This is a genomic window from Amycolatopsis sp. cg5 (assembly GCF_041346955.1).
GTDB lineage: Bacteria > Actinomycetota > Actinomycetes > Mycobacteriales > Pseudonocardiaceae > Amycolatopsis.
In genome coordinates this window covers 2,484,603-2,501,894 of the sequence record NZ_CP166849.1, presented here as the reverse complement: position 1 = coordinate 2,501,894, position 17,292 = coordinate 2,484,603, and the positions used below count along the sequence as shown (strand labels likewise).

22 protein-coding genes are annotated in these 17,292 nt (G+C 66.5%); 13 read left to right on the top strand and 9 right to left on the bottom strand.

Going from position 1 to position 17,292, the window contains the following annotated elements:
- Positions 1–9: 9 nt before the first annotated feature.
- From AB5J62_RS11410 to AB5J62_RS11385, 6 genes are all read right to left on the bottom strand, one after another.
- Complete coding sequence (locus AB5J62_RS11410) at positions 10–363, bottom strand: helix-turn-helix domain-containing protein (protein WP_370948176.1); 354 nt, start codon at positions 361–363, stop codon at positions 10–12.
- Complete coding sequence (locus AB5J62_RS11405) at positions 360–662, bottom strand: helix-turn-helix domain-containing protein (protein WP_370948175.1); 303 nt, start codon at positions 660–662, stop codon at positions 360–362. The genes AB5J62_RS11410 and AB5J62_RS11405 overlap by 4 nt, the downstream gene beginning before the upstream one ends.
- A 53-nt stretch (positions 663–715) precedes the next feature.
- Entirely contained in the window at positions 716–994 is a 279-nt protein-coding gene (locus AB5J62_RS11400; RefSeq protein WP_370948174.1) for a helix-turn-helix domain-containing protein, read from the bottom strand.
- Complete coding sequence (locus AB5J62_RS11395; protein ID WP_370948173.1) at positions 991–1,272, bottom strand: hypothetical protein; 282 nt, start codon at positions 1,270–1,272, stop codon at positions 991–993. The genes AB5J62_RS11400 and AB5J62_RS11395 overlap by 4 nt, the downstream gene beginning before the upstream one ends.
- 5 nt (positions 1,273–1,277) lie before the next feature.
- Positions 1,278–1,505, bottom strand: coding sequence for a hypothetical protein (locus AB5J62_RS11390; RefSeq protein WP_370948172.1), 228 nt, complete (start codon positions 1,503–1,505; stop codon positions 1,278–1,280).
- Positions 1,506–1,798: 293 nt separating this feature from the next.
- The gene (locus tag AB5J62_RS11385) at positions 1,799–2,251 is read right to left on the bottom strand and encodes a hypothetical protein (protein WP_370948171.1); all 453 of its coding nucleotides are present in this window, start codon (positions 2,249–2,251) and stop codon (positions 1,799–1,801) included.
- 156 nt (positions 2,252–2,407) lie between these two features.
- On the opposite strand from AB5J62_RS11385, the gene AB5J62_RS11380 reads away from it, so the two are divergent.
- Entirely contained in the window at positions 2,408–3,328 is a 921-nt protein-coding gene (locus AB5J62_RS11380) for a hypothetical protein (protein ID WP_370948170.1), read from the top strand.
- Here AB5J62_RS11380 and AB5J62_RS11375 read toward each other — a convergent pair.
- Complete coding sequence (locus AB5J62_RS11375) at positions 3,325–4,071, bottom strand: haloacid dehalogenase-like hydrolase (protein WP_370948169.1); 747 nt, start codon at positions 4,069–4,071, stop codon at positions 3,325–3,327. The genes AB5J62_RS11380 and AB5J62_RS11375 overlap by 4 nt on opposite strands.
- An 859-nt stretch (positions 4,072–4,930) precedes the next feature.
- On the opposite strand from AB5J62_RS11375, the gene AB5J62_RS11370 reads away from it, so the two are divergent.
- The 5 genes from AB5J62_RS11370 to AB5J62_RS11350 all read left to right on the top strand — a co-directional run bounded on the left by AB5J62_RS11370 (position 4,931) and on the right by AB5J62_RS11350 (position 9,176).
- Positions 4,931–6,406: a CocE/NonD family hydrolase C-terminal non-catalytic domain-containing protein gene (locus AB5J62_RS11370; RefSeq protein WP_370948168.1), complete on the top strand. Its 1,476-nt coding sequence runs from the start codon at positions 4,931–4,933 to the stop codon at positions 6,404–6,406.
- A 92-nt stretch (positions 6,407–6,498) separates the two neighbouring features.
- Complete coding sequence (locus AB5J62_RS11365; RefSeq protein WP_370948167.1) at positions 6,499–6,915, top strand: hypothetical protein; 417 nt, start codon at positions 6,499–6,501, stop codon at positions 6,913–6,915.
- Positions 6,912–7,088 (top strand): hypothetical protein, encoded by a 177-nt coding sequence (locus AB5J62_RS11360; protein WP_370948166.1) that lies wholly within the window; start codon positions 6,912–6,914, stop codon positions 7,086–7,088. Before AB5J62_RS11365 ends, AB5J62_RS11360 begins: the two co-directional genes overlap by 4 nt.
- Before the next feature lie 40 nt (positions 7,089–7,128).
- Positions 7,129–7,812, top strand: coding sequence for a response regulator (locus AB5J62_RS11355; protein WP_370948165.1), 684 nt, complete (start codon positions 7,129–7,131; stop codon positions 7,810–7,812).
- A complete protein-coding gene (locus tag AB5J62_RS11350) occupies positions 7,812–9,176 on the top strand; it encodes a sensor histidine kinase (protein WP_370948164.1) in 1,365 nt (454 codons plus the stop codon). Before AB5J62_RS11355 ends, AB5J62_RS11350 begins: the two co-directional genes overlap by 1 nt.
- Before the next feature lie 645 nt (positions 9,177–9,821).
- Here AB5J62_RS11350 and AB5J62_RS11345 read toward each other — a convergent pair.
- Positions 9,822–10,235 (bottom strand): VOC family protein, encoded by a 414-nt coding sequence (locus tag AB5J62_RS11345; protein WP_370948163.1) that lies wholly within the window; start codon positions 10,233–10,235, stop codon positions 9,822–9,824.
- Between the two features lie 127 nt (positions 10,236–10,362).
- Here AB5J62_RS11345 and AB5J62_RS11340 point away from each other — a divergent pair, with 127 nt between their 5' ends.
- Positions 10,363–11,112 (top strand): cyclopropane-fatty-acyl-phospholipid synthase family protein, encoded by a 750-nt coding sequence (locus AB5J62_RS11340; protein WP_370948162.1) that lies wholly within the window; start codon positions 10,363–10,365, stop codon positions 11,110–11,112.
- On the opposite strand, the gene AB5J62_RS11335 is transcribed toward AB5J62_RS11340, so the two are convergent.
- Entirely contained in the window at positions 11,109–11,333 is a 225-nt protein-coding gene (locus AB5J62_RS11335; protein ID WP_370948161.1) for a hypothetical protein, read from the bottom strand. The genes AB5J62_RS11340 and AB5J62_RS11335 overlap by 4 nt on opposite strands.
- A gap of 115 nt (positions 11,334–11,448) precedes the next feature.
- On the opposite strand from AB5J62_RS11335, the gene AB5J62_RS11330 reads away from it, so the two are divergent.
- From AB5J62_RS11330 to AB5J62_RS11305, 6 genes are all read left to right on the top strand, one after another.
- Entirely contained in the window at positions 11,449–12,348 is a 900-nt protein-coding gene (locus AB5J62_RS11330; RefSeq protein ID WP_370948160.1) for a LysR family transcriptional regulator, read from the top strand.
- 103 nt (positions 12,349–12,451) lie between these two features.
- Entirely contained in the window at positions 12,452–13,606 is a 1,155-nt protein-coding gene (locus AB5J62_RS11325) for a CaiB/BaiF CoA transferase family protein (RefSeq protein ID WP_370948159.1), read from the top strand.
- A gap of 21 nt (positions 13,607–13,627) precedes the next feature.
- Positions 13,628–14,386: a crotonase/enoyl-CoA hydratase family protein gene (locus tag AB5J62_RS11320; RefSeq protein ID WP_370948158.1), complete on the top strand. Its 759-nt coding sequence runs from the start codon at positions 13,628–13,630 to the stop codon at positions 14,384–14,386.
- The gene (locus tag AB5J62_RS11315; RefSeq protein ID WP_370948157.1) at positions 14,383–15,129 is read left to right on the top strand and encodes an acetoacetate decarboxylase; all 747 of its coding nucleotides are present in this window, start codon (positions 14,383–14,385) and stop codon (positions 15,127–15,129) included. Before AB5J62_RS11320 ends, AB5J62_RS11315 begins: the two co-directional genes overlap by 4 nt.
- Positions 15,126–16,049: a 3-hydroxyacyl-CoA dehydrogenase NAD-binding domain-containing protein gene (locus AB5J62_RS11310; protein WP_370948156.1), complete on the top strand. Its 924-nt coding sequence runs from the start codon at positions 15,126–15,128 to the stop codon at positions 16,047–16,049. Before AB5J62_RS11315 ends, AB5J62_RS11310 begins: the two co-directional genes overlap by 4 nt.
- Position 16,050: 1 nt before the next feature.
- A complete protein-coding gene (locus AB5J62_RS11305) occupies positions 16,051–17,244 on the top strand; it encodes an acyl-CoA dehydrogenase family protein (protein ID WP_370948155.1) in 1,194 nt (397 codons plus the stop codon).
- Positions 17,245–17,292: the final 48 nt, after the last annotated feature.

Below are 17,292 nucleotides of genomic sequence, written 5' to 3'. Positions count from 1 at the left end.
ACATGGAGGTCAGAAGGCGGTGAACGGACCCCCGTTCTCGTAACGCGGCTGCTCATAGCGGAAGTCCATGACCGCGCGGACCACCAGCAACTCCCGGGGCACGCACAGCACGTCAGCCAGCCGCACCGCGAGCTCCACCGACATCAACGGCTGCTCCGACCGCTCGATCTTGTACAGCAGGTTTTCCGAGCATCGCGCCCGCGCCGCCAGTTGCTTACCTGTCATGTGCTGCACCGCCCGGACCCAGCGGATCCACCCGCCGATCACCCGCGTGTCCGGCATCGGCAGCGAGGACACCGCAGCCCACCGCAACGCGTCCTGCCCGCAGTCCGGGCCAGAGATCGGCGTGTGGGCCCGCATCATTCCCACCCTCCCCGCTTCAGCTCCAAGTCCCGCAGCACCATCAGCGCCAGCACCGAACGGCTCACGTCGAGCACGTCAGCCAGTGCCGCCACCGCGTCCAGTGACCGCATCGCACGGGCCCCGCTTTCGAAGCGCAGCAACGATTGCGAGGCGATACCGGACAGCCTGCACACCTCCTCCACCGACAATTGCCGATGCTCCCGAATACCCTTGATAAACGCGCAGGTCTCCACATCCGGGATCGTCGCTCCACGCCACACCTGCGCAGGACGCCCACCCGGCACGATCCGCGAATCCATCACCCGACCTCCCTTTCCCGACTGTTCTTTCTCATTCCGCGCCAGTGACGAGGTCATAGCGCGCCGCGTTCCCGTGCGTCTTCCAGGTCCGCCACCGCCCACTCGAAAACCTGCGTACGCGGCAAACCCAGCCCATCCGCCAGGCGCACCATCGTCACGATTCCCTTCACCGGCCGCCGCCCGGACTCGATCTGTGCCAACGTCGCCGGTGACATATCCATACGTTTTGCCGCCTCTCGCAGCGACAGGGGAAAACCCTCGCGCGAGAGCCTGATCAGCTCCCCGAGCGGCAGGGGCACGCCTTCACCGAAAATGACTCCCGTCGCATTCACGTCGTCACCCCTGGCAATTCGTCAGCGTGCCCTTCCTCACGTTGTTCCGACAGCGCCGCCGCCTGGTTCCGGTCCACGAAATCGGCGACTTTGTCCGCGCCGTCACGAATCTGCCGCATCAGCCTTGCGAACTCCGGCCATTCCTGTGCGTCATTCGGCGGAGTGAAAGCCAGGCTGTCTGGGTCCAGATAGATCACCAGGGCCACCAAATGCTGACCTATCAGATGCATGTCCGCAGCCGAGTCCGCGCCTGGTTTCCACGTCGCGTTGAACGCCATAATTCCTATTCCTTGTTCTCGGTTTCCAAGTCGAATGTTTCGATCATTTCGTCAACGCCGTCGCGGAGTTGGTGAAGGAAACGCACGAACTCCGGCCACATCACCGGACCGCCCGGAGCCGCGATCACCAGACTTCCCGGATCCAGCGTCAGCACCAGCACCGCCGGATCGCGACCTACGTTGCGCATGCCCGCCATCGCATTCAGCCCCGGCGTCACCCTGATGCTGACCATTTGCCCGCCCTCCGCCAATCCCTGTCTTTGCCTCCCACTGCCACGCCTGCTCTTCAAACGCTGTGGCCGCAGAGTCCACGGCAGCGAGCGTCCACCAAGGAATTTCGGGATCTGCGGCAATAGCGCGCCAGGCCGAGGCCACGGCCCGGGAAGCCTCTGCCATCTCCCGGGCCGCAGCCTCACTCGAAAGCCGAGACTGACTCGTCCAAACAGCCCCGTACTCTCGATACGCCCGTTCCCATGCGTGGACTACCTTTTTGGACACCATCGCAACGTCATCCAGTCCAAGCCCGTCACGCTGCCTTGGACTCAGCCGCACCCGACCGAGTCGACTTCGCGCCACCACCCGCAGCCGCAGCCTTGAAGCCGGTGGCCCGGAACGCGTAACCCTGGTACTTGAACTCACCGTTGCCCGCGACCTTGGGTTCAGCCGTGAGTCCGTCCAGCTCAATCGGGCGCATGCCCGGCAGCACCTCCGACGTTGTCGGCACCGGCTGCACATCAGCCAACAGCGTGATCTCGAACGAGGCCCGCTTTGCCTTGGTCTCGCCCAAATCGGTCGCGGTCAGCTTCCACTGACGCTTACCTGTGATCTCGTCGATGCGCTGCTTAGCCTGCTTTCCCCTTGCCTTGTCCTCGTTCGACAAATACTCGTTGTCCGGTGCCACGTCGCCGACCATCACAAGCCCTTGCGGAAAAGCCTCATCGAATTCAATCGTGAAACGGTGACCCTTGAAAATCGCCATGTCGTTGTTGGTCCTCTGTTCGGGTCCGCCCCTGTTGGCGGCACACCACTAGATTCGGCCAAACAGCAGTCTTGCCGCAGCCCCATGGCGGTCTCGTGTGGATCTTCCTCGACCCGAGTTGTCTCTAGTTGTCTCTAGTCTGGTATCATGGTTGGCATGACCGACGACCGGGCAGGGGCGGAGAAAGACCGACCAATCGTGCTCAAAGTGCTGCTTCAGCAGCGCCATCTGCATACACACAGTGCGTTCAGGCGCGAATACGACCGAGTGGCGCTTAGGCTCGACAAAGACCTGAAAGGGAGCGCGCCCAGTAAAGCGCAATTCTATCGCTGGTTATCTGGCGATCTAGCCAGGTTGCCATACTCGGATCATTGCCGAGTCCTCGAAAGCATGTTTCCAGACTGGACTGTTCAGCAGCTTTTCGAGGAGCACGCAGGCGGCATTGGGTTCATCCCGGAGCCGCCGACGCCAGTCCGCCAAGCGACGACCCTGTTGGCAAGTCCGCCGGTTGACGAGGAGCGACCGAGGGGTGTCCCGGGGGAGCTTGTGGCGCTCTATCCACACCGGTCGGATACGCCGAAAAGTCTATGGCTCGACCTTCTTAGTGGTGCATCCGAATCTATTGACCTATTTGCCAATGCCAGTTTATTTCTTCCTGAGGATAACCCTACTGCGATCGAAATCCTCAAGAAGAAGGCGCGCAGCGGCGTTAAGATCCGCATACTGCTCGGTGACCCCGATACGGAAGCGATGGTTTTGCGAGGCAAGGAAGAACGGCTTTTTGATGCCATTCCTGGCAGAATTAAGATGGCACTCGCCTACTATCGCCCGCTCGTCGGAATAGAGGGGATTGAATTTCGGTTGCACGCGACGTCTTTGTATAACTCGATATTTCGATACGACGATCAGATGTTGGTCAATCAGCACATCTATGGTACGTACGGATATATCGCGCCTATTCTGCACCTGCGAAAGGTGGCAGGTGCAGACTTCTTTGATACCTACATGAAGAGCTTTGAGCTTGTCTGGAATGAAGAGGCATACGGAATCGACCAGGCGGAAGCGAAGAACGGCTAGCTTTGATCGTTGCGCAACTTCGCGAGCGAAGTTAGAAACAGGCTCAAGTTAGACAAGTCGGCCAAGGTCACGTCGGCTCCAGCTTTGCTCAACTGATCCACCGAGTAGATCCCCGTCGCCACGGCGATGACCTTTGCGTCTCCGTCATGCCCGGCCTTGACGTCTTCCAGTGTGTCGCCAATCAGAATTGTTGACGACCGATCAAACGTGATGCCGTACTTTTCCGCCACTTTCCGACGTGATGCATCCACCAGGTTTGAGCGCACCTTGTCATCTGATCCATATCCGCCCACCTCCATATCGACGCGAGAATCAAGATCGAAAGCCGCAAGCTTGGCCCGAGCATTCGGCAAGATATTTCCGGTTAGAGCAGACTGCACGACATTGGGTGCCGATTTCAGCGCAGCCAGCGCGTCCAGCACTCCGGGAAGAATATGGCCTCGCTTTGGCAACTCCGGCGCGTTTCGCTCCATAGCCTTGGTTAGCACGCCTTCGAACTGCGCGATCTCGACGTATCCGCTGGCATCAACCGAGTTGGCTTCCAGGATGTCCCGCATGATCTGAAAGTCGGTGCGTCCATCGGTCACCGGTCGAATCTCAATTGAGCGCCCAGTCAGCAACTCGAACGCCAAGGCGTACGTATCTTTGCTCACACCGCCGTTCTCAATCAGCGTGTGGTCCACGTCCCAGAGCACCAACGTCTTCGGGAGCTTCTCGACGAGGTCATGCAGGTTGGTAGCCATGGCCCCCATGCTTCCATACCCGGCCACCAGCTACCCCGTTACTCAAGTCACCGAGCTTCACCAGGCCACGTCTAGGTAACTTGCTGCCGAATTTGGCTCTATGGGATCAAGGCGCCGCCTTGCGGCGGCGCGCACAGGTCACCTTGCGTGCGGCGGACTTCGCCCCATGGCGGGATCGGCCTCCCGCTCCGCTCCGGCCGCCCCGCCGGGCGAGCCCGCCGACACAGGCGAATGCACGCGCGCCGCCGCCGTGTCCTCAACCATGGCCACATCGGGCCGCCGTACCCACGGCATGGGAAAGCCCCCGGCGTCCACGAGGGGGGAGGGGAACGCCGGGGGCCAGTCGAGTATTCAGGGGCCCGCACCAGGTCGCAACGCGATTCGCCCGAGGGTGTCTCGGCCCGCAGGAGGTCACCGCGGAATTGCCCGGCAGCCGCACAGGTCAGGACGACATTCGGGCATGCGGATGTGAGCGACGGGGTCAAAGAAGGTGGGCCTTCCCCGCAGCAGATCGTTTAACACCAGACCGCCTGCATCAAGAGCGCCTACGGCGTCGCTACGCGATGAAGCAAGCTTCACTCTTGACACAGACGGCCTGGTGCTAACGCGGGCAGGGGCGAGGAAGACGGGGGCGGAGAGCCCACCAGGTCTACAGCCTCGTAGCCCGACTCACCAAGGAGCCACGACAATGCCCAGCCGCCAGATCAGCCCCAACCAGACCGCCCTGTTCAGCCCCCACCAACTGACTCTCTGGACCGAGCAGGCCAAGGCCGTCAGGCCGTCTCCAGGCCGTCAGACGTCCGGACCGGACCAGACCCAACCGGACCCAATCCGACCAAAGATGCAGGTCAGGACCTGTTTGACCTCGAAGCCCTCCCAGCTCAGGAAACACCGGGCAAAGTTCTACGACAACTACTTCGTCCCGCGCGGGTACGCGATCGTGCTCGTGGACGTCGGCGGTACCAACCGTTCCCGTGGCTGCTTCGACGATGTCGCCTCCGGCCTCGGCGTGATCGACTGGCTGAACGGCCGCGCCGCGGGATACAGCGCGGTCGAGGGCGGCTCGCGGGTGCGCGCGGACTGGGCGAACGGCTCGGTCGCCGCGATCGGCAAGTCCCAGGACGGCGCTGCGGCGATCGGGATGGCGTCGACCGGGATCGACGGGCTCAAGACCATCGTGCCGATCGCCGGGGTCAGCTCCTACTACCTCGTCGGCAATCAGGACGGCGCGTACCTCGGCTGGCCGGACGGCGACCCGCCCGGCCTGCTGAACCCGCGTGCCCAGGAGTTGTGCAAGCCGTACGAGGCCGAGCAGGACCGGCTCGCGGGCACCGACGGCAGCTACAACCCGTACTGGCTGGCCAACGACTACGTCGCGGCCGCCGGCAAGGTGCGGGCCAGCGTGTTCGCCATCCAGGGTATGCACGACCCCGCCGTGCGGCCGCTGCAGTTCGGCCCGTGGTGGGAGGCGCTGAACCGGCTGGACGTGCCGCGCAGGGCCTGGCTGCACCAGGCGGCCCACGTGGACCCGTTCGACCTCCAGCGCGCGGAGTTCGTGACCACGCTGCATCGGTGGATGGACCGCTGGCTGCTCGGTGTCCGCAACGGCATCGACCGCGAACCACGCATCCACCTGGAGCACCGAACCGACCAGTGGGTCGACGAGGCTCAGTGGCCGCCGGCAGGCGGACGGCCGCGCACCTGGTGGCCACAGGCGCAGGGCGGGCTGGCCGGCAGCCGGGGATCCGGCGAGAAGACGATCGTCGACGACCCGGCGCTCACCGAGGACGACTGGGCCGCCAACCCCGGACCGTCCCCGTCCCGTGTCCTGTTCACCTCGGACCGGTTCGCAGCGGACACCCGGCTTTCGGGATCCGGCACGGTGACCGTGCGGGTACGCCCGTCGGCGACCTCGGCCACCGTGAGCGCCGTACTCGTCGACTACGGGAAGGCGACCGCGCGCGTCGGTTCCGGGATCAAGAACCTGGCCACCCGGTCCTGCTGGGGAGCGAGCACACCGGCCGACAGCGCCTGCTACCTCGACACCGCGGCCGACACCGGGCCGGTGGACTACCAGCTGCTCACCAACGGGTCCGCCGACATCGGGCACCATCGCTCGCTGTGGCGCGCCGAGCAGCTGACGCCCGGCCGCTGGTACTCGATGACCTTCCGGCTCAACACCCTCGACCATGTCATTCCCGCAGGTCACCAGCTCGGGCTGATCCTCGCCGGCACGGACGGGTCGCTGTTCGACCCGGCCTTGCCACACCGGCCCAGCGAGCCTGCGTTCGACCTCGCCGGAACCTCGGTGACGATCCCGGGAGTCCTTACCTAACCCGAACATTGCTCCCACACCGCTCGAACACGTAGCGGCGAGAGTTCTCGCATACCGGCACGGAGCCGGTGACCCGAACTCGAGGAGCAACGATGGAACTGACCAGCTGGACGCGCAGGCTGGCGCTGGCGGGCAGCGGGGTGGCGATCGGGCTGGTGGCCATCGCGCCGCTCGCGTCCGCACAGACCACCCCGGCTCCGGTCGCGCCGATCACGCTCAGCCCCGAGGAGTCCCAGGCGGTCTGCGGCACCTGGATCCCGAAGCTGACCACCCGCACCACCAAGGCGACCGAGCGGATCAACGGCGGCCCGGAGATCCGCGGCTCGGTGGCCAACCTCAAGGCCCGTGCCCAGGACCAGCGCGCCAAGAACCACAACGACCGCGCCACCCAGCTCGACGAGCGCGCCAAGAAGCGCTCCGACCGGCTCCCGCAGCTCGCCGACGCGAAGAAGAAGCTCGACGACTTCACCGCGGCGCACTGCAAGCCCGCCACCGGGCCGACGAAGTGAGGCGCACGGCCGCCGCGGTGGCGGTGACCCTGCTGGCCGTGTTCGGATGCGCGGCCTGCCAGGACGAGGCGTCCTCCGGCCCGGCGACGGAGACGACCACGGCCCCGGGTGAGCTGGGCGCCATCCAGGCCATGCTCGACAGCATCGACGCGGACATGGCCGGTGACGGCTAGATCCGACTACGGGAACACCACGGCTGGCAGGATGCCTGCCATGCAGCAGCAGGGACGGGGTCTGGTCCTCGTCGTGGAGGACGAGGCGGCCATCGCCGAACTCGCCGCGATGTACCTGAAGCGCGACGGGTTCGGCGTCCACGTCGAGTCCGACGGCGCGGCGGCGCTCGACGCGGTGCGCAGGCTGAAGCCGGTCGCCATCGTGCTCGACATCGGACTGTCCGGAATGGACGGTCTGGAGATCTGCAAGGCGTTGCGCGCGGCGGGCGACTGGACGCCGGTGCTGTTCGTCACCGCGCGCGACGACGAGCTGGACCGCCTGCTGGGCTTGGAGATCGGCGCCGACGACTATCTGACGAAACCGTTCAGCCCCCGCGAACTCGCGGTCCGGGTCCGCACCGTGCTGCGGCGGGCCGCCGCCGCGGCGCCGCCGTCCGAGGTCTACTCGGCCGGCGGCGTCCGAGTCGACCTGACCCAGCGCCGGGCCTGGGCCGGTGAAGCCGAGATCGGTCTCACCTCGACCGAGTTCGACCTGCTCGCGCATCTGCTCCGCCATCCAGGCCAGGTGTTCGGCCGCGAGCAGCTGCTGAGCTCCGTGTGGGGGTACGCCGCGTCCGCGGGCACCCGCACGGTCGACGTGCACATCGCCCAGCTGCGGGCGAAACTCGGCGACCACAGTCCGATCAGGACGGTCCGCGGCATCGGCTACTCGGCGGACAAGTGATGACCACGCCCCGCCGCCGCACCTCACTCGCGTTGCGCATCACCGTGGTCTGCCTCGCCGTCGCCGGGGTGGCCGTGGTCGTCGCCGGGCTGGTGGCGGCCAGGCTGGTCAATTCGGCGGGCCGGGACGTGCAGCAGCAGTCACTGGCCGCGCAGGCGAACGTGCTCGCGAGCCAGTTCGACGGCGGCATCCCGAACGCGCGGTTCCGTGAAGGCCGGATCACGGAGGTCGTGCGCGGACAAGGAATCACGGTCGTCGTCCAGCGCCCGAACGGCAAGCCCGCCAGCAACGACCCGATCGCCACCCGCGCCGCGGCGAAGGCGGGCCTGGCCGCCGACTCGTCGCAACTGGTGGTGGTCGACGGCACGCAGTTCCTGGTGGAGACCCGGTCGATCGGGACCGGCGAGGCCTTCGCGCTCGTCCAGTCCACGGACGCGCAGGGTGTCGCCATGCGCAAGCTGATCAGGAACATCCTGATCGCGCTCGGCATCGGCCTGCTGGTCGCCGCGCTCGCCGGGTTCGTGCTGGGCAGGCTCCTTTCCCGCCCGCTACGCCACGCGGCCGCCGTCGCGGCGGGCATGCGCGGCGGGCGGCGGGACCTGCGCGTGCCGATCGAAGGTCCCGCCGAGGTCGCCGAGGTGGCGACCTCGATCAACGAGCTGGCCGACGCGTTGCACTACAGCGAAGCGCGGCAGCGCGAGTTCCTGCTTTCGGTCTCCCATGAACTGCGCACCCCGCTGACGGCCGTCAACGGGTTCGCCGAAGCCATCGCCGACGGGGTCGCCGAGGGCGAGGACGCGCGCCGGGCAGGCGACACCATCCAGCGGGAGGCCCAGCGCCTGGAACGCCTGGTCAGCGATCTGCTGGACCTGGCACGGCTGGGCGCCGACGAGTTCCGGCTCGACCTGACCGGGCTCGACCTGGTCGCGCTCGTCACCGACTGCGCCGAGGTCTGGCGGCTGCGGTGCGCCGCCCGGGACGTGCACCTCGAAATGCTCGTGCCACCGCACCCGGTGCACGTCGTCGCCGACCCGAGACGCCTGCGGCAGGTCATCGACGGGCTGGCGGAGAACGCGCTGCGGGTCACGCCGGCCGGTGCGCCGATCGTGCTCGCGCTGACCGTCGACGGGCAGGCCGGGCTCGCCGTGCGGGACGGCGGGCCCGGCCTCGCCGCCGAGGACTACCCGGTGGCCTTCGACCGAGGCGTGCTCAACAAGAAGTACCGGGGCAAGCGGCCGGTCGGCTCCGGGATCGGGCTGGCGCTCGCCCACGGGCTGGTGACCCGGATGGGCGGCACGCTGACCGCGGGCCCCGCTCCCGAGGGCGGTGCCGCGTTCACGGTGACCCTGCCGCTCGCACGGTGACGCCCGCGCGGGGTCGTGAGTGGCACGGCCGGTTCTATTGAGCGGAAGGCCAAATGTGGCGTCTTACGCTCGGGCGCGGCTGAACCACACAAAGGCCACCCTTGTAACGCTGAGCGTGACATGGGCCCCCTTCGTCACGTCTCAGACTCCAGCAAAACCGCACAAATAGGACATACAGGACCACATTTCGCGCCTGCCGTCCATTGTGGACACGAAATCGGGTGTAGTTCACCAGCGAGACGACAAAGTGCCCGCCACATTTGCCCTTCCGGGCGCTATTGGCCGGAAGGGCAAACGTGGCGGGCGAGTGGAGCCTTTGCTGCATCTGACGCAGCAGAGGTTCCATTCGCCCGCGGCAAACCGGGGGCGTCGCCGGGGTCGTGAGTGGTACGGCCGGTTCTAACCGGTCTAAACACTCACGACCAGGCAGGGACGGGGTCATCCTGGTGGTGCCTCGAATGGCCTGCCGCCCGCAGCCGAGCTGCGATCCCTGTACGCCACCGGAGGACACGCGTGCCCAGGCGGACGGCACGTGTACCTGGATGGACGGCACGCGTACGCAGATGGACGACGCGATGCCTGGTTATGCGTCGTGGGTGGCCGGGTGGGGTTCGTTGTGGAGTTTTCAAGCTGCGGTGGGGGTTTTCAGGCGCGGGCGGTGATGTGCTGGATGGCCCAGCCGTTGCCGTCGGGGTCCTCGAAGAAGACGAAGCCGACGTTGTTGAGGTCGTCGCCCTCCTGCATGGGGCGGGGGCCTTCTTGGGTGAAGACCTGGATCTCGGGGAGTTCCAGGCCGCGCTCGATCAGTTCGGCCCTGGCGCGGGGCAGGTCGTTGACGACGAGCTGGACGCCCTTGAGGGTGCCGGGCGCCATGCCGCCGATGCCCTTGCTCAGCACGATCGAGCAGCCTGAGCCGGGTGGGGTCAGCTGGATGAAACCGTCGTCACCGCCCATCCTCGTGTCGTGGTCGAGGGTGAACCCGAGCTTGTCCGCGTAGAAGGTCTTGGCGCGGTCCAGATCGGACACCGGCACGGCCACGACTTCCAAGGTCCAGTTCATCGTTTCTCCTTCGGTCGGCGGCGGGGGCGATTCGAGCCAGAGGCCATCGTCGCGGTGGATGCCGCGCTGTCAAGCACCGGCGGGAAAACCGGGTGCGCGTTGTCGTGGAATCCGTAGGCTGCGCGCCGTGGATCGTGACCTCATCTCTCGTATCGCCCATGCCGATCATCCGATCGCCGCCCCGCTCGCCGACGATTCGGTGCGCGCGCTGCTCGACCGGGCCGTGCGGCCGGGTGACCGCGTGCTCGATCTCGGCTGCGGTGGCGGGGAATGGCTGCTGCGTGCCCTCGCCGCCGAGCCTGACCTGCGCGCCGACGGCGTCGACGTCGCCGAACCCGCCTTGGCGCATGCCCGTGCGGCAGCCGAGGCGCTCGGCGTGCACGACCGGCTCACCCTGCATCGGCAGGACGCGACCGAGTTCGCCTCGGACCGGCCTTTCGACGTGGTGCTGAGCGTCGGCGCCGCGCACGTCTTCGGTGGCCTGCTGCCCACCTTGGCCGCGGCGCGGAAGCACCTGGCTCCCGGTGGACGGGTGCTGGTCGGCGACGGGTTCTGGGAACGCGAACCCAGCGCCGAGGCCATCGAGATGCTCGGCGACTTCGGCGATCTCGCGTCCACAATGGACAGCGTGGTCGCCGATGGCTGGACGCCCGTCGGCGGGCATGTCAGCACCCGGCGGGAACTGGACGACTACGAGTGGGCCTGGACGGGCTCGCTCGCCTCATGGGCGCTCGACCGCCAGGACGACCCGGACGGCAGGGAGGCGCTCACGGTGGCCACCGCGCATCGGACCGAATGGCTGCGAACCTACCGCGACACCTGGGGATTCCTGTGCCTGGTGCTGCGCCGGACCGACGACGGGGACGCGCCGCGCTAGCCGGGCGATCGGCTCGGTGCGACCTCGAATCTCTCGGCCACCGGCGCCTCGGCGTGATCGTCATCGACCGGGACGGCCGCACCGAGCCGGACCGCTTCCACCTGCGCTGCCGCTTTTCGAGTTTCACGGATCACTTCTCCCAGTTCGATTTTGGACAGGTTCAGGGAATTCACGCCCCGCGGCGGGCGGGGCGGCTGTGGCAGAGGATTTGTTTCGCTCACTTGTTCGACTTTACGAGTGGGGTCGGGGATGTGCCACCTTGTCCCTCTGACGAGTGAATGGGGCGGAAGAATGCCCTGATCAGGGGATTGGCCGGGTGCGGCTAGGCTGGCGGACATGGAGATGCTGCACCTCAGGTATTTCGTCGCGGTCGCCGAGGAACTCAACTTCTCCCAGGCGGCGCGCAAGCTGCACATGGCGGCTTCTCCGCTGAGCCAGCGCATCAAGGACCTCGAGCACGAACTCGGCCAGAAGCTGTTCGAACGCAGCACGCACAAGGTCGCGCTCACGGCCGCCGGGCAGGCGCTGCTTCCGCTCGCCAAGGACATCGTCGAGCAGGTCAACGCGATCCCGTGGCGGCTGCGCGAGGCCGCGAAGCCGACCCGCAGCACGGTCTTCATCGGCATGCCCGCCGGCGTGCATCCGACCCTGCGCGACAAGGTCAAGCTGCTCGAAGACCGCTGCCGCGAGCACTTCGACCTCAAGCGCTGGCCTGGTACGACAGCGGATCTGGTCGAGGGAGTGCACGACGGCAGGCTCGCGCTCACCCTCGCCAGGCTGCCCGCGAACGACCCAGCGCTCGCGCAGATCGAGGTGATGTCCGAACGGCTCGGCGCCGCGGTGCCCGCCGACCGTTTCGAGGGACGCGAGACCGTCAGGCTCGCCGATCTGACGGATCTGCCGTACATGGCCGCACCCGCCGAAGCCACGCCGGCCTACTTCGAGCAACTCGACACCGCGCTCGCCACCGCGGGCGTCAAACAGCGGCTGAAGCTGCCGAGCACGGGCTACAGCGGGATGGCGGAACTCATTTCCAGCGGAATGGGATTCTCGATCTCGATGCTCGACCCGAGTAGTCCCATGCATGGGTACAAACTGGACAATATCACCATTCTTCCCATTGAGGATTTCGCCCCCGAACTGCGGACCGGCTTGCTCTGGCGCACTGATCGAACCGATCTGAGCGAATTGATCGAGCACGCGAAAACCATATTCCAGGAGCCGATAATGGTATGACCGCTGCGGTCATACCATTCTTCGCATCATGATCATTCCCTCTTTCTCTTTTCGCCACTAACGTCATTGGCATAGCGAAGAGAGACACCGAAGAGGAGTGACGATGAACACCACGGAGAACGCCACCGGAGCATTGGACGGCGTGCGGGTGATCGACCTCTCAACGGTGGTCATGGGCCCGTACGCGGCCCAGATCCTGGGTGACCTCGGCGCTGACGTGATCAAGATCGAGTCGCCGTCCGACACGGTCCGCAACGGCCAGTACCGCACCACCCCCGGCATGACCCCGCTGAACCTCAACGTCAACCGCAACAAGCGCAGTGTGGCGCTGAACCTGAAAGACGAAGACCAGCGCGCCAAGGCGCTCGAGCTCATCGACACCGCCGACGTGCTGATCACCAACATGCGCCCCGGCGCGCTGGCCCGCCTCGGCCTCAACTACGCCGACGTCGCCGAGCGCAACCCGAAGCTGATCTACGCGCACGCCCAGGGTTTCCGGTCCGATTCCGACCGCGCGGGCAACGCCGCCTACGACGAGACCGTGCAGGCTTCTTCCGGCCTCGTCGACATCACGAACCGCGCGCTCGGCACCCCCGCCTACCTGCCGACCATCATCGGCGACAAGGTCTCGGCGCTGACCATCGCCTACTCCGTGCTCGCGGCGCTCGTGCACCAGCGCAAGACCGGCGAGGGCCAGCACATCGAGATCCCGATGACCGACACGCTGATCGCGTTCAACCTGGTCGAGCACCTGTCCGGGCACGTGTTCGAGCCGGTGCAGGGCCAGACCGGCTTCCCGCTGTCGATGCTGCAGGGCCACGCCGCCGTGCCCACCAAGGACGGCCTCGCCTGCGTGATCCCGTACAACCCGCAGAACTTCCGCGACTTCTTCCAGGCCGCGGGCCGTCCCGACCTCGCCGAAGACCCGCGCGTCAGCGGCGACACGGTCGCGCCGGAGCACCAGACCGCGATGATGGCGCTGGTCACCGAGTGCGCGCCGGCGCTGACCACCGAGGAGTGGTCCGAGGTCTGCGCGAAGCACAGCATCCCGATGGCCCCGGTGCTCGAACTCGACAAGGCGCACGAGGACACCTACGTCCGCGAAGGTCACCTGCTCGACGTCGTCGACCACCCGAGTGAGGGCAAGATCCGCTCCGTCGGCATCCCGGTGAAGTTCTCGGCGACCCCGGCGTCGGTCCGCTCGCTCGCCCCGCTTCCCGGGCAGCACACCGCTGAGGTCCTCAGCGAACTCGCGTAAGAAAAGAAAGAAGGCACCACCATGAGTGTGCGCACCGAAATCCTCGGTTCTTCACTACTCATCACGATCGACCGGCCCCAGGCCCGCAACGCCGTCGACGCGGCGGTCGCGCGGGGTGTCGCCGAGGCGATCGACCAGCTCGAAGCCGACCCTGACCTGCGAGTCGGCGTCCTGACCGGCGCGGAAGGCACCTTCAGCGCCGGCATGGACCTCAAGGCCGCGCTGAAAGGCGAGTCGCCGTCGATCGACGGGCTCGGCTTCGGCGGGCTCACCGAGCGGGAGACCACCAAGCCACTGATCGCGGCCGTCGAAGGCTTCGCGATGGGCGGCGGGTTCGAACTCGCGCTGGCGTGCGACCTGATCGTCGCCGCCGAGGACGCGAAGTTCGGTCTCCCCGAGGTCAAACGCGGCCTGGTCGCCGCGGGCGGCGGCGTCATCCGGCTGCCGCAGCGGATCCCGCACCACCTGGCGATGGAGTTCCTGCTCACCGGTGAGCCGGTGACCGGCGCCCGCGCCGCGGAACTCGGCCTGGTGAACCGGGTCGTCGCGAGCGGCGAGGCCACCGCGGTCGCGCTCCAGCTCGCCGAGCGGCTCACGGCCAACGCGCCGCTCGCGCTGGCCGCCGTGAAGAAGATCGTCACCGCGGCGCACGGTGTCCCCGAGGCGGACGCTTTCGAGGCGCAGCGCAAGGAAATGGCTCAGCTGATGGGTTCGGCCGACGTCCGTGAAGGCATGCAGGCCTTCGCCGAGCGCCGCCAGCCGGTTTGGACGGCACGATGAACACCCAGGAAGTGCTTCAGCACGTCACGACCCCGCTCGCGAACCCCGCGTACGCGCCGGTGGTCCCCCGCTTCACCAACCGCGAGTACCTCAACATCGTCTACCGGACCGACCTCGAAGCACTGCGCGCCGTCGTTCCCGAGCCGCTCAAGATCGAAGAACCGTTGGTGCGCTTCGAAGTCATGAAGATGGGCGACGTGAGCGGCTACGGCCCGTACACCGAGTCCGGCCAGGCGATCCCGGTCACCTTCGACGGCGAGCACGGCGAGTACCTGCACGCGATGTACCTCGACAACTTCGCCGCGACCGCGTCCGGCCGCGAGATCAGCGCCTATCCCAAGACCGTCGGCGCGCCGAACCTCTACGCCGACAACGGCGCGCTGGTCGGAACGCTGGACTACGGCACGCTCCGGGTCGCGACCGCGACCATGGGCTACAAGCACAACCGGCTCGACCTGCGTGAAGCCGAGGCACAGATCACCGTGCCGACGTTCATGCTCAAGATCGTCCCGAACTACGACGGCAGCCCGCGCGTCAACGAGCTGGTCCGCACCGAGATCACCGACGTGGTGATCAAGGAGGCGTGGACCGGGCCCGCGCGGCTGCAGCTGTTCGAACACGTGCTGGCGCCGCTCGCGGACCTGCCGGTGCGGGAAGTCGTTTCCGCCAGCCACATCCTCACCGACCTCACCCTGGCCCCGGTCAAGCCGGTCTACGACTACTTGAAGGAAGCCCGGTCATGAAGTACACCACCGCAGCCGTCATCGGAGCGGGCACCATCGGCCTCTCCTGGACCGCGCTCTTCGTCGGGCACGGCATGGACGTCTGGGTCTCCGACCCGCGGCCGGACCTGCGTGAGGCCGTCGACAACGCGCTCGCCGAGTTCGGCCCGCACCTGGGCGTCACGCTCGATCCCGCGAAGGTGCACCTGGCCAAGGACGTCACGGAAGCCGTGCGTAACGCGGACATCGTGCAGGAGAACGGTCCGGAGAACGTAGAGTTCAAGAAGGATCTCTTCGCCAAGCTGGTCAAGGAAGCGCCGTCGCACGCGCTGCTGCTGAGCAGCTCCAGCGCGATCCCGTCGACTGCTTTCACCGGTGAGCTCGAAGACGCGTCACGGGTCCTCATCGGGCACCCGTTCAACCCGCCGCACCTCATCCCGCTCGTCGAGGTCGTGCCGGGCGAGCGGACCAGCGAAGAAGCCACTCAGGCCGCGGTCGAGTTCTACCGTTTCGTCGGCCGCGTGCCAGTGGTGGAGCGCAAGGAGATCCCCGGCTTCGTGGGCAACCGCCTGCAGAACGCGTTGAGCCGCGAGGCGATTTACCTGGTCGAGCAAGGTGTTGTCACGCCTGCGGAACTCGACGACGTGATGACCAACTCGCTGGGCATCCGCTGGTCGACCGTCGGGCCGTTCCTCGGCTCGCACCTCGGCGGCGGGCCTGGCGGGTACCGGCACATGGCCGAGCACATCGGCGTGTCGATGAAGAAGATGTGGGCCGGTCTCGGCCAGCCCGAACAAGGCCCGGCTGAACAAGAAGAACTGATCAAGGCAGTTGAAAAGGCTTACGGCTCCTCCACGTATTCGGAACTTTCCGAGACGCGCGACCGTAAGCAGCTCGCGGTGCTGTCCGCTTTGGACAGCGCCACCAAGGAGGAGAACTGATATGAGCACCACCCTCGAAGACCAGCTCGTCGCCGACTTCTACGACTACGAAACCCTGCTCTCGGACGAGGAGCGCAAGGTTCTGCTGAAGACGCGGAACTTCATGCGCACCGAGATCAAGCCGCTGGTCAATGAGAACTGGGCGAAGGGCGAGTTCCCCAAGGAGCTCATCGGCATGTTCCGCGCGCAGGGACTGGCCGGGCTGCCCTACGAGGGCTACGGCGAGCACCGGCCCGCCGCGTCGAACCTGCTGAGCGGCATGATGGCGATGGAGATGACCCGCACCGACCCGTCGGTCGCCACCTTCTTCGGTGTCCACAACGGACTCGCGATGTACAGCATCTACGCGGGCGGCAGCCAGGAGCAGCGCGACCGCTGGCTCCCGGAGATGGCCGCGATGGACAAGATCGGCGCGTTCGCGATGACCGAGCCGCTCGGCGGTTCGGATGTGGCGGGCGGCATGCGCACCACCGCCAAGCGTGATGGAGACACCTGGGTGCTGAACGGCGCCAAGAAGTGGATCGGCAACGCGACCTTCGCCGACTACATCGTGGTGTGGGCGCGCGACGTCGACGACAACAAGGTCAAGGGCTTCGTCGTCGAGAAGGACATGCCGGGCTTCTCGCCGGTCAAGATCGAGCACAAGATCGCGTTCCGGATCGTGGAGAACGCCGAGATCACGCTGACCGACGTCCGCGTGCCGGAGGCCAACCGGCTGCAGAACATCAACTCCTTCCGCGACGTCGGCGAGATCCTGCGTGCCACCCGCGGCGGCGTCGCCTGGCAGGCGCTGGGTGTGATGATCGGCGCGTACGAGCTCGCGCTGGACTACGCCAAGGAGCGCAAGCAGTTCGGCCGCCCGATCGCGCGGTTCCAGATGGTCCAGGACCTGCTGGTGAAGAGCCTCGGCAACATCACCGCCTCGTGGGGCATGCTGATCCAGCTGGCGCACCTTCAGGACGCCGGGATCTTCAAGGACGAGCACTCGTCGCTGGCGAAGGCGTTCGTCACCTCGCGGATGCGTGAGGTCGTCGCCTGGAGCCGGGAGATCTTCGGCGGCAACGGGATCGTGCTCGACTACGACATCGCGCGGTTCTTCGCCGACGCCGAGGCGATCTACTCGTTCGAGGGCACCCGCGAGATGAACACACTGATCGTCGGCAAGGCGATCACGGGTGAGAGCGCGTTCGTGTAAGGAAGACGGGATGAAGCGGGCTTTACTCCTGGCACCCCCGTGCCTGAA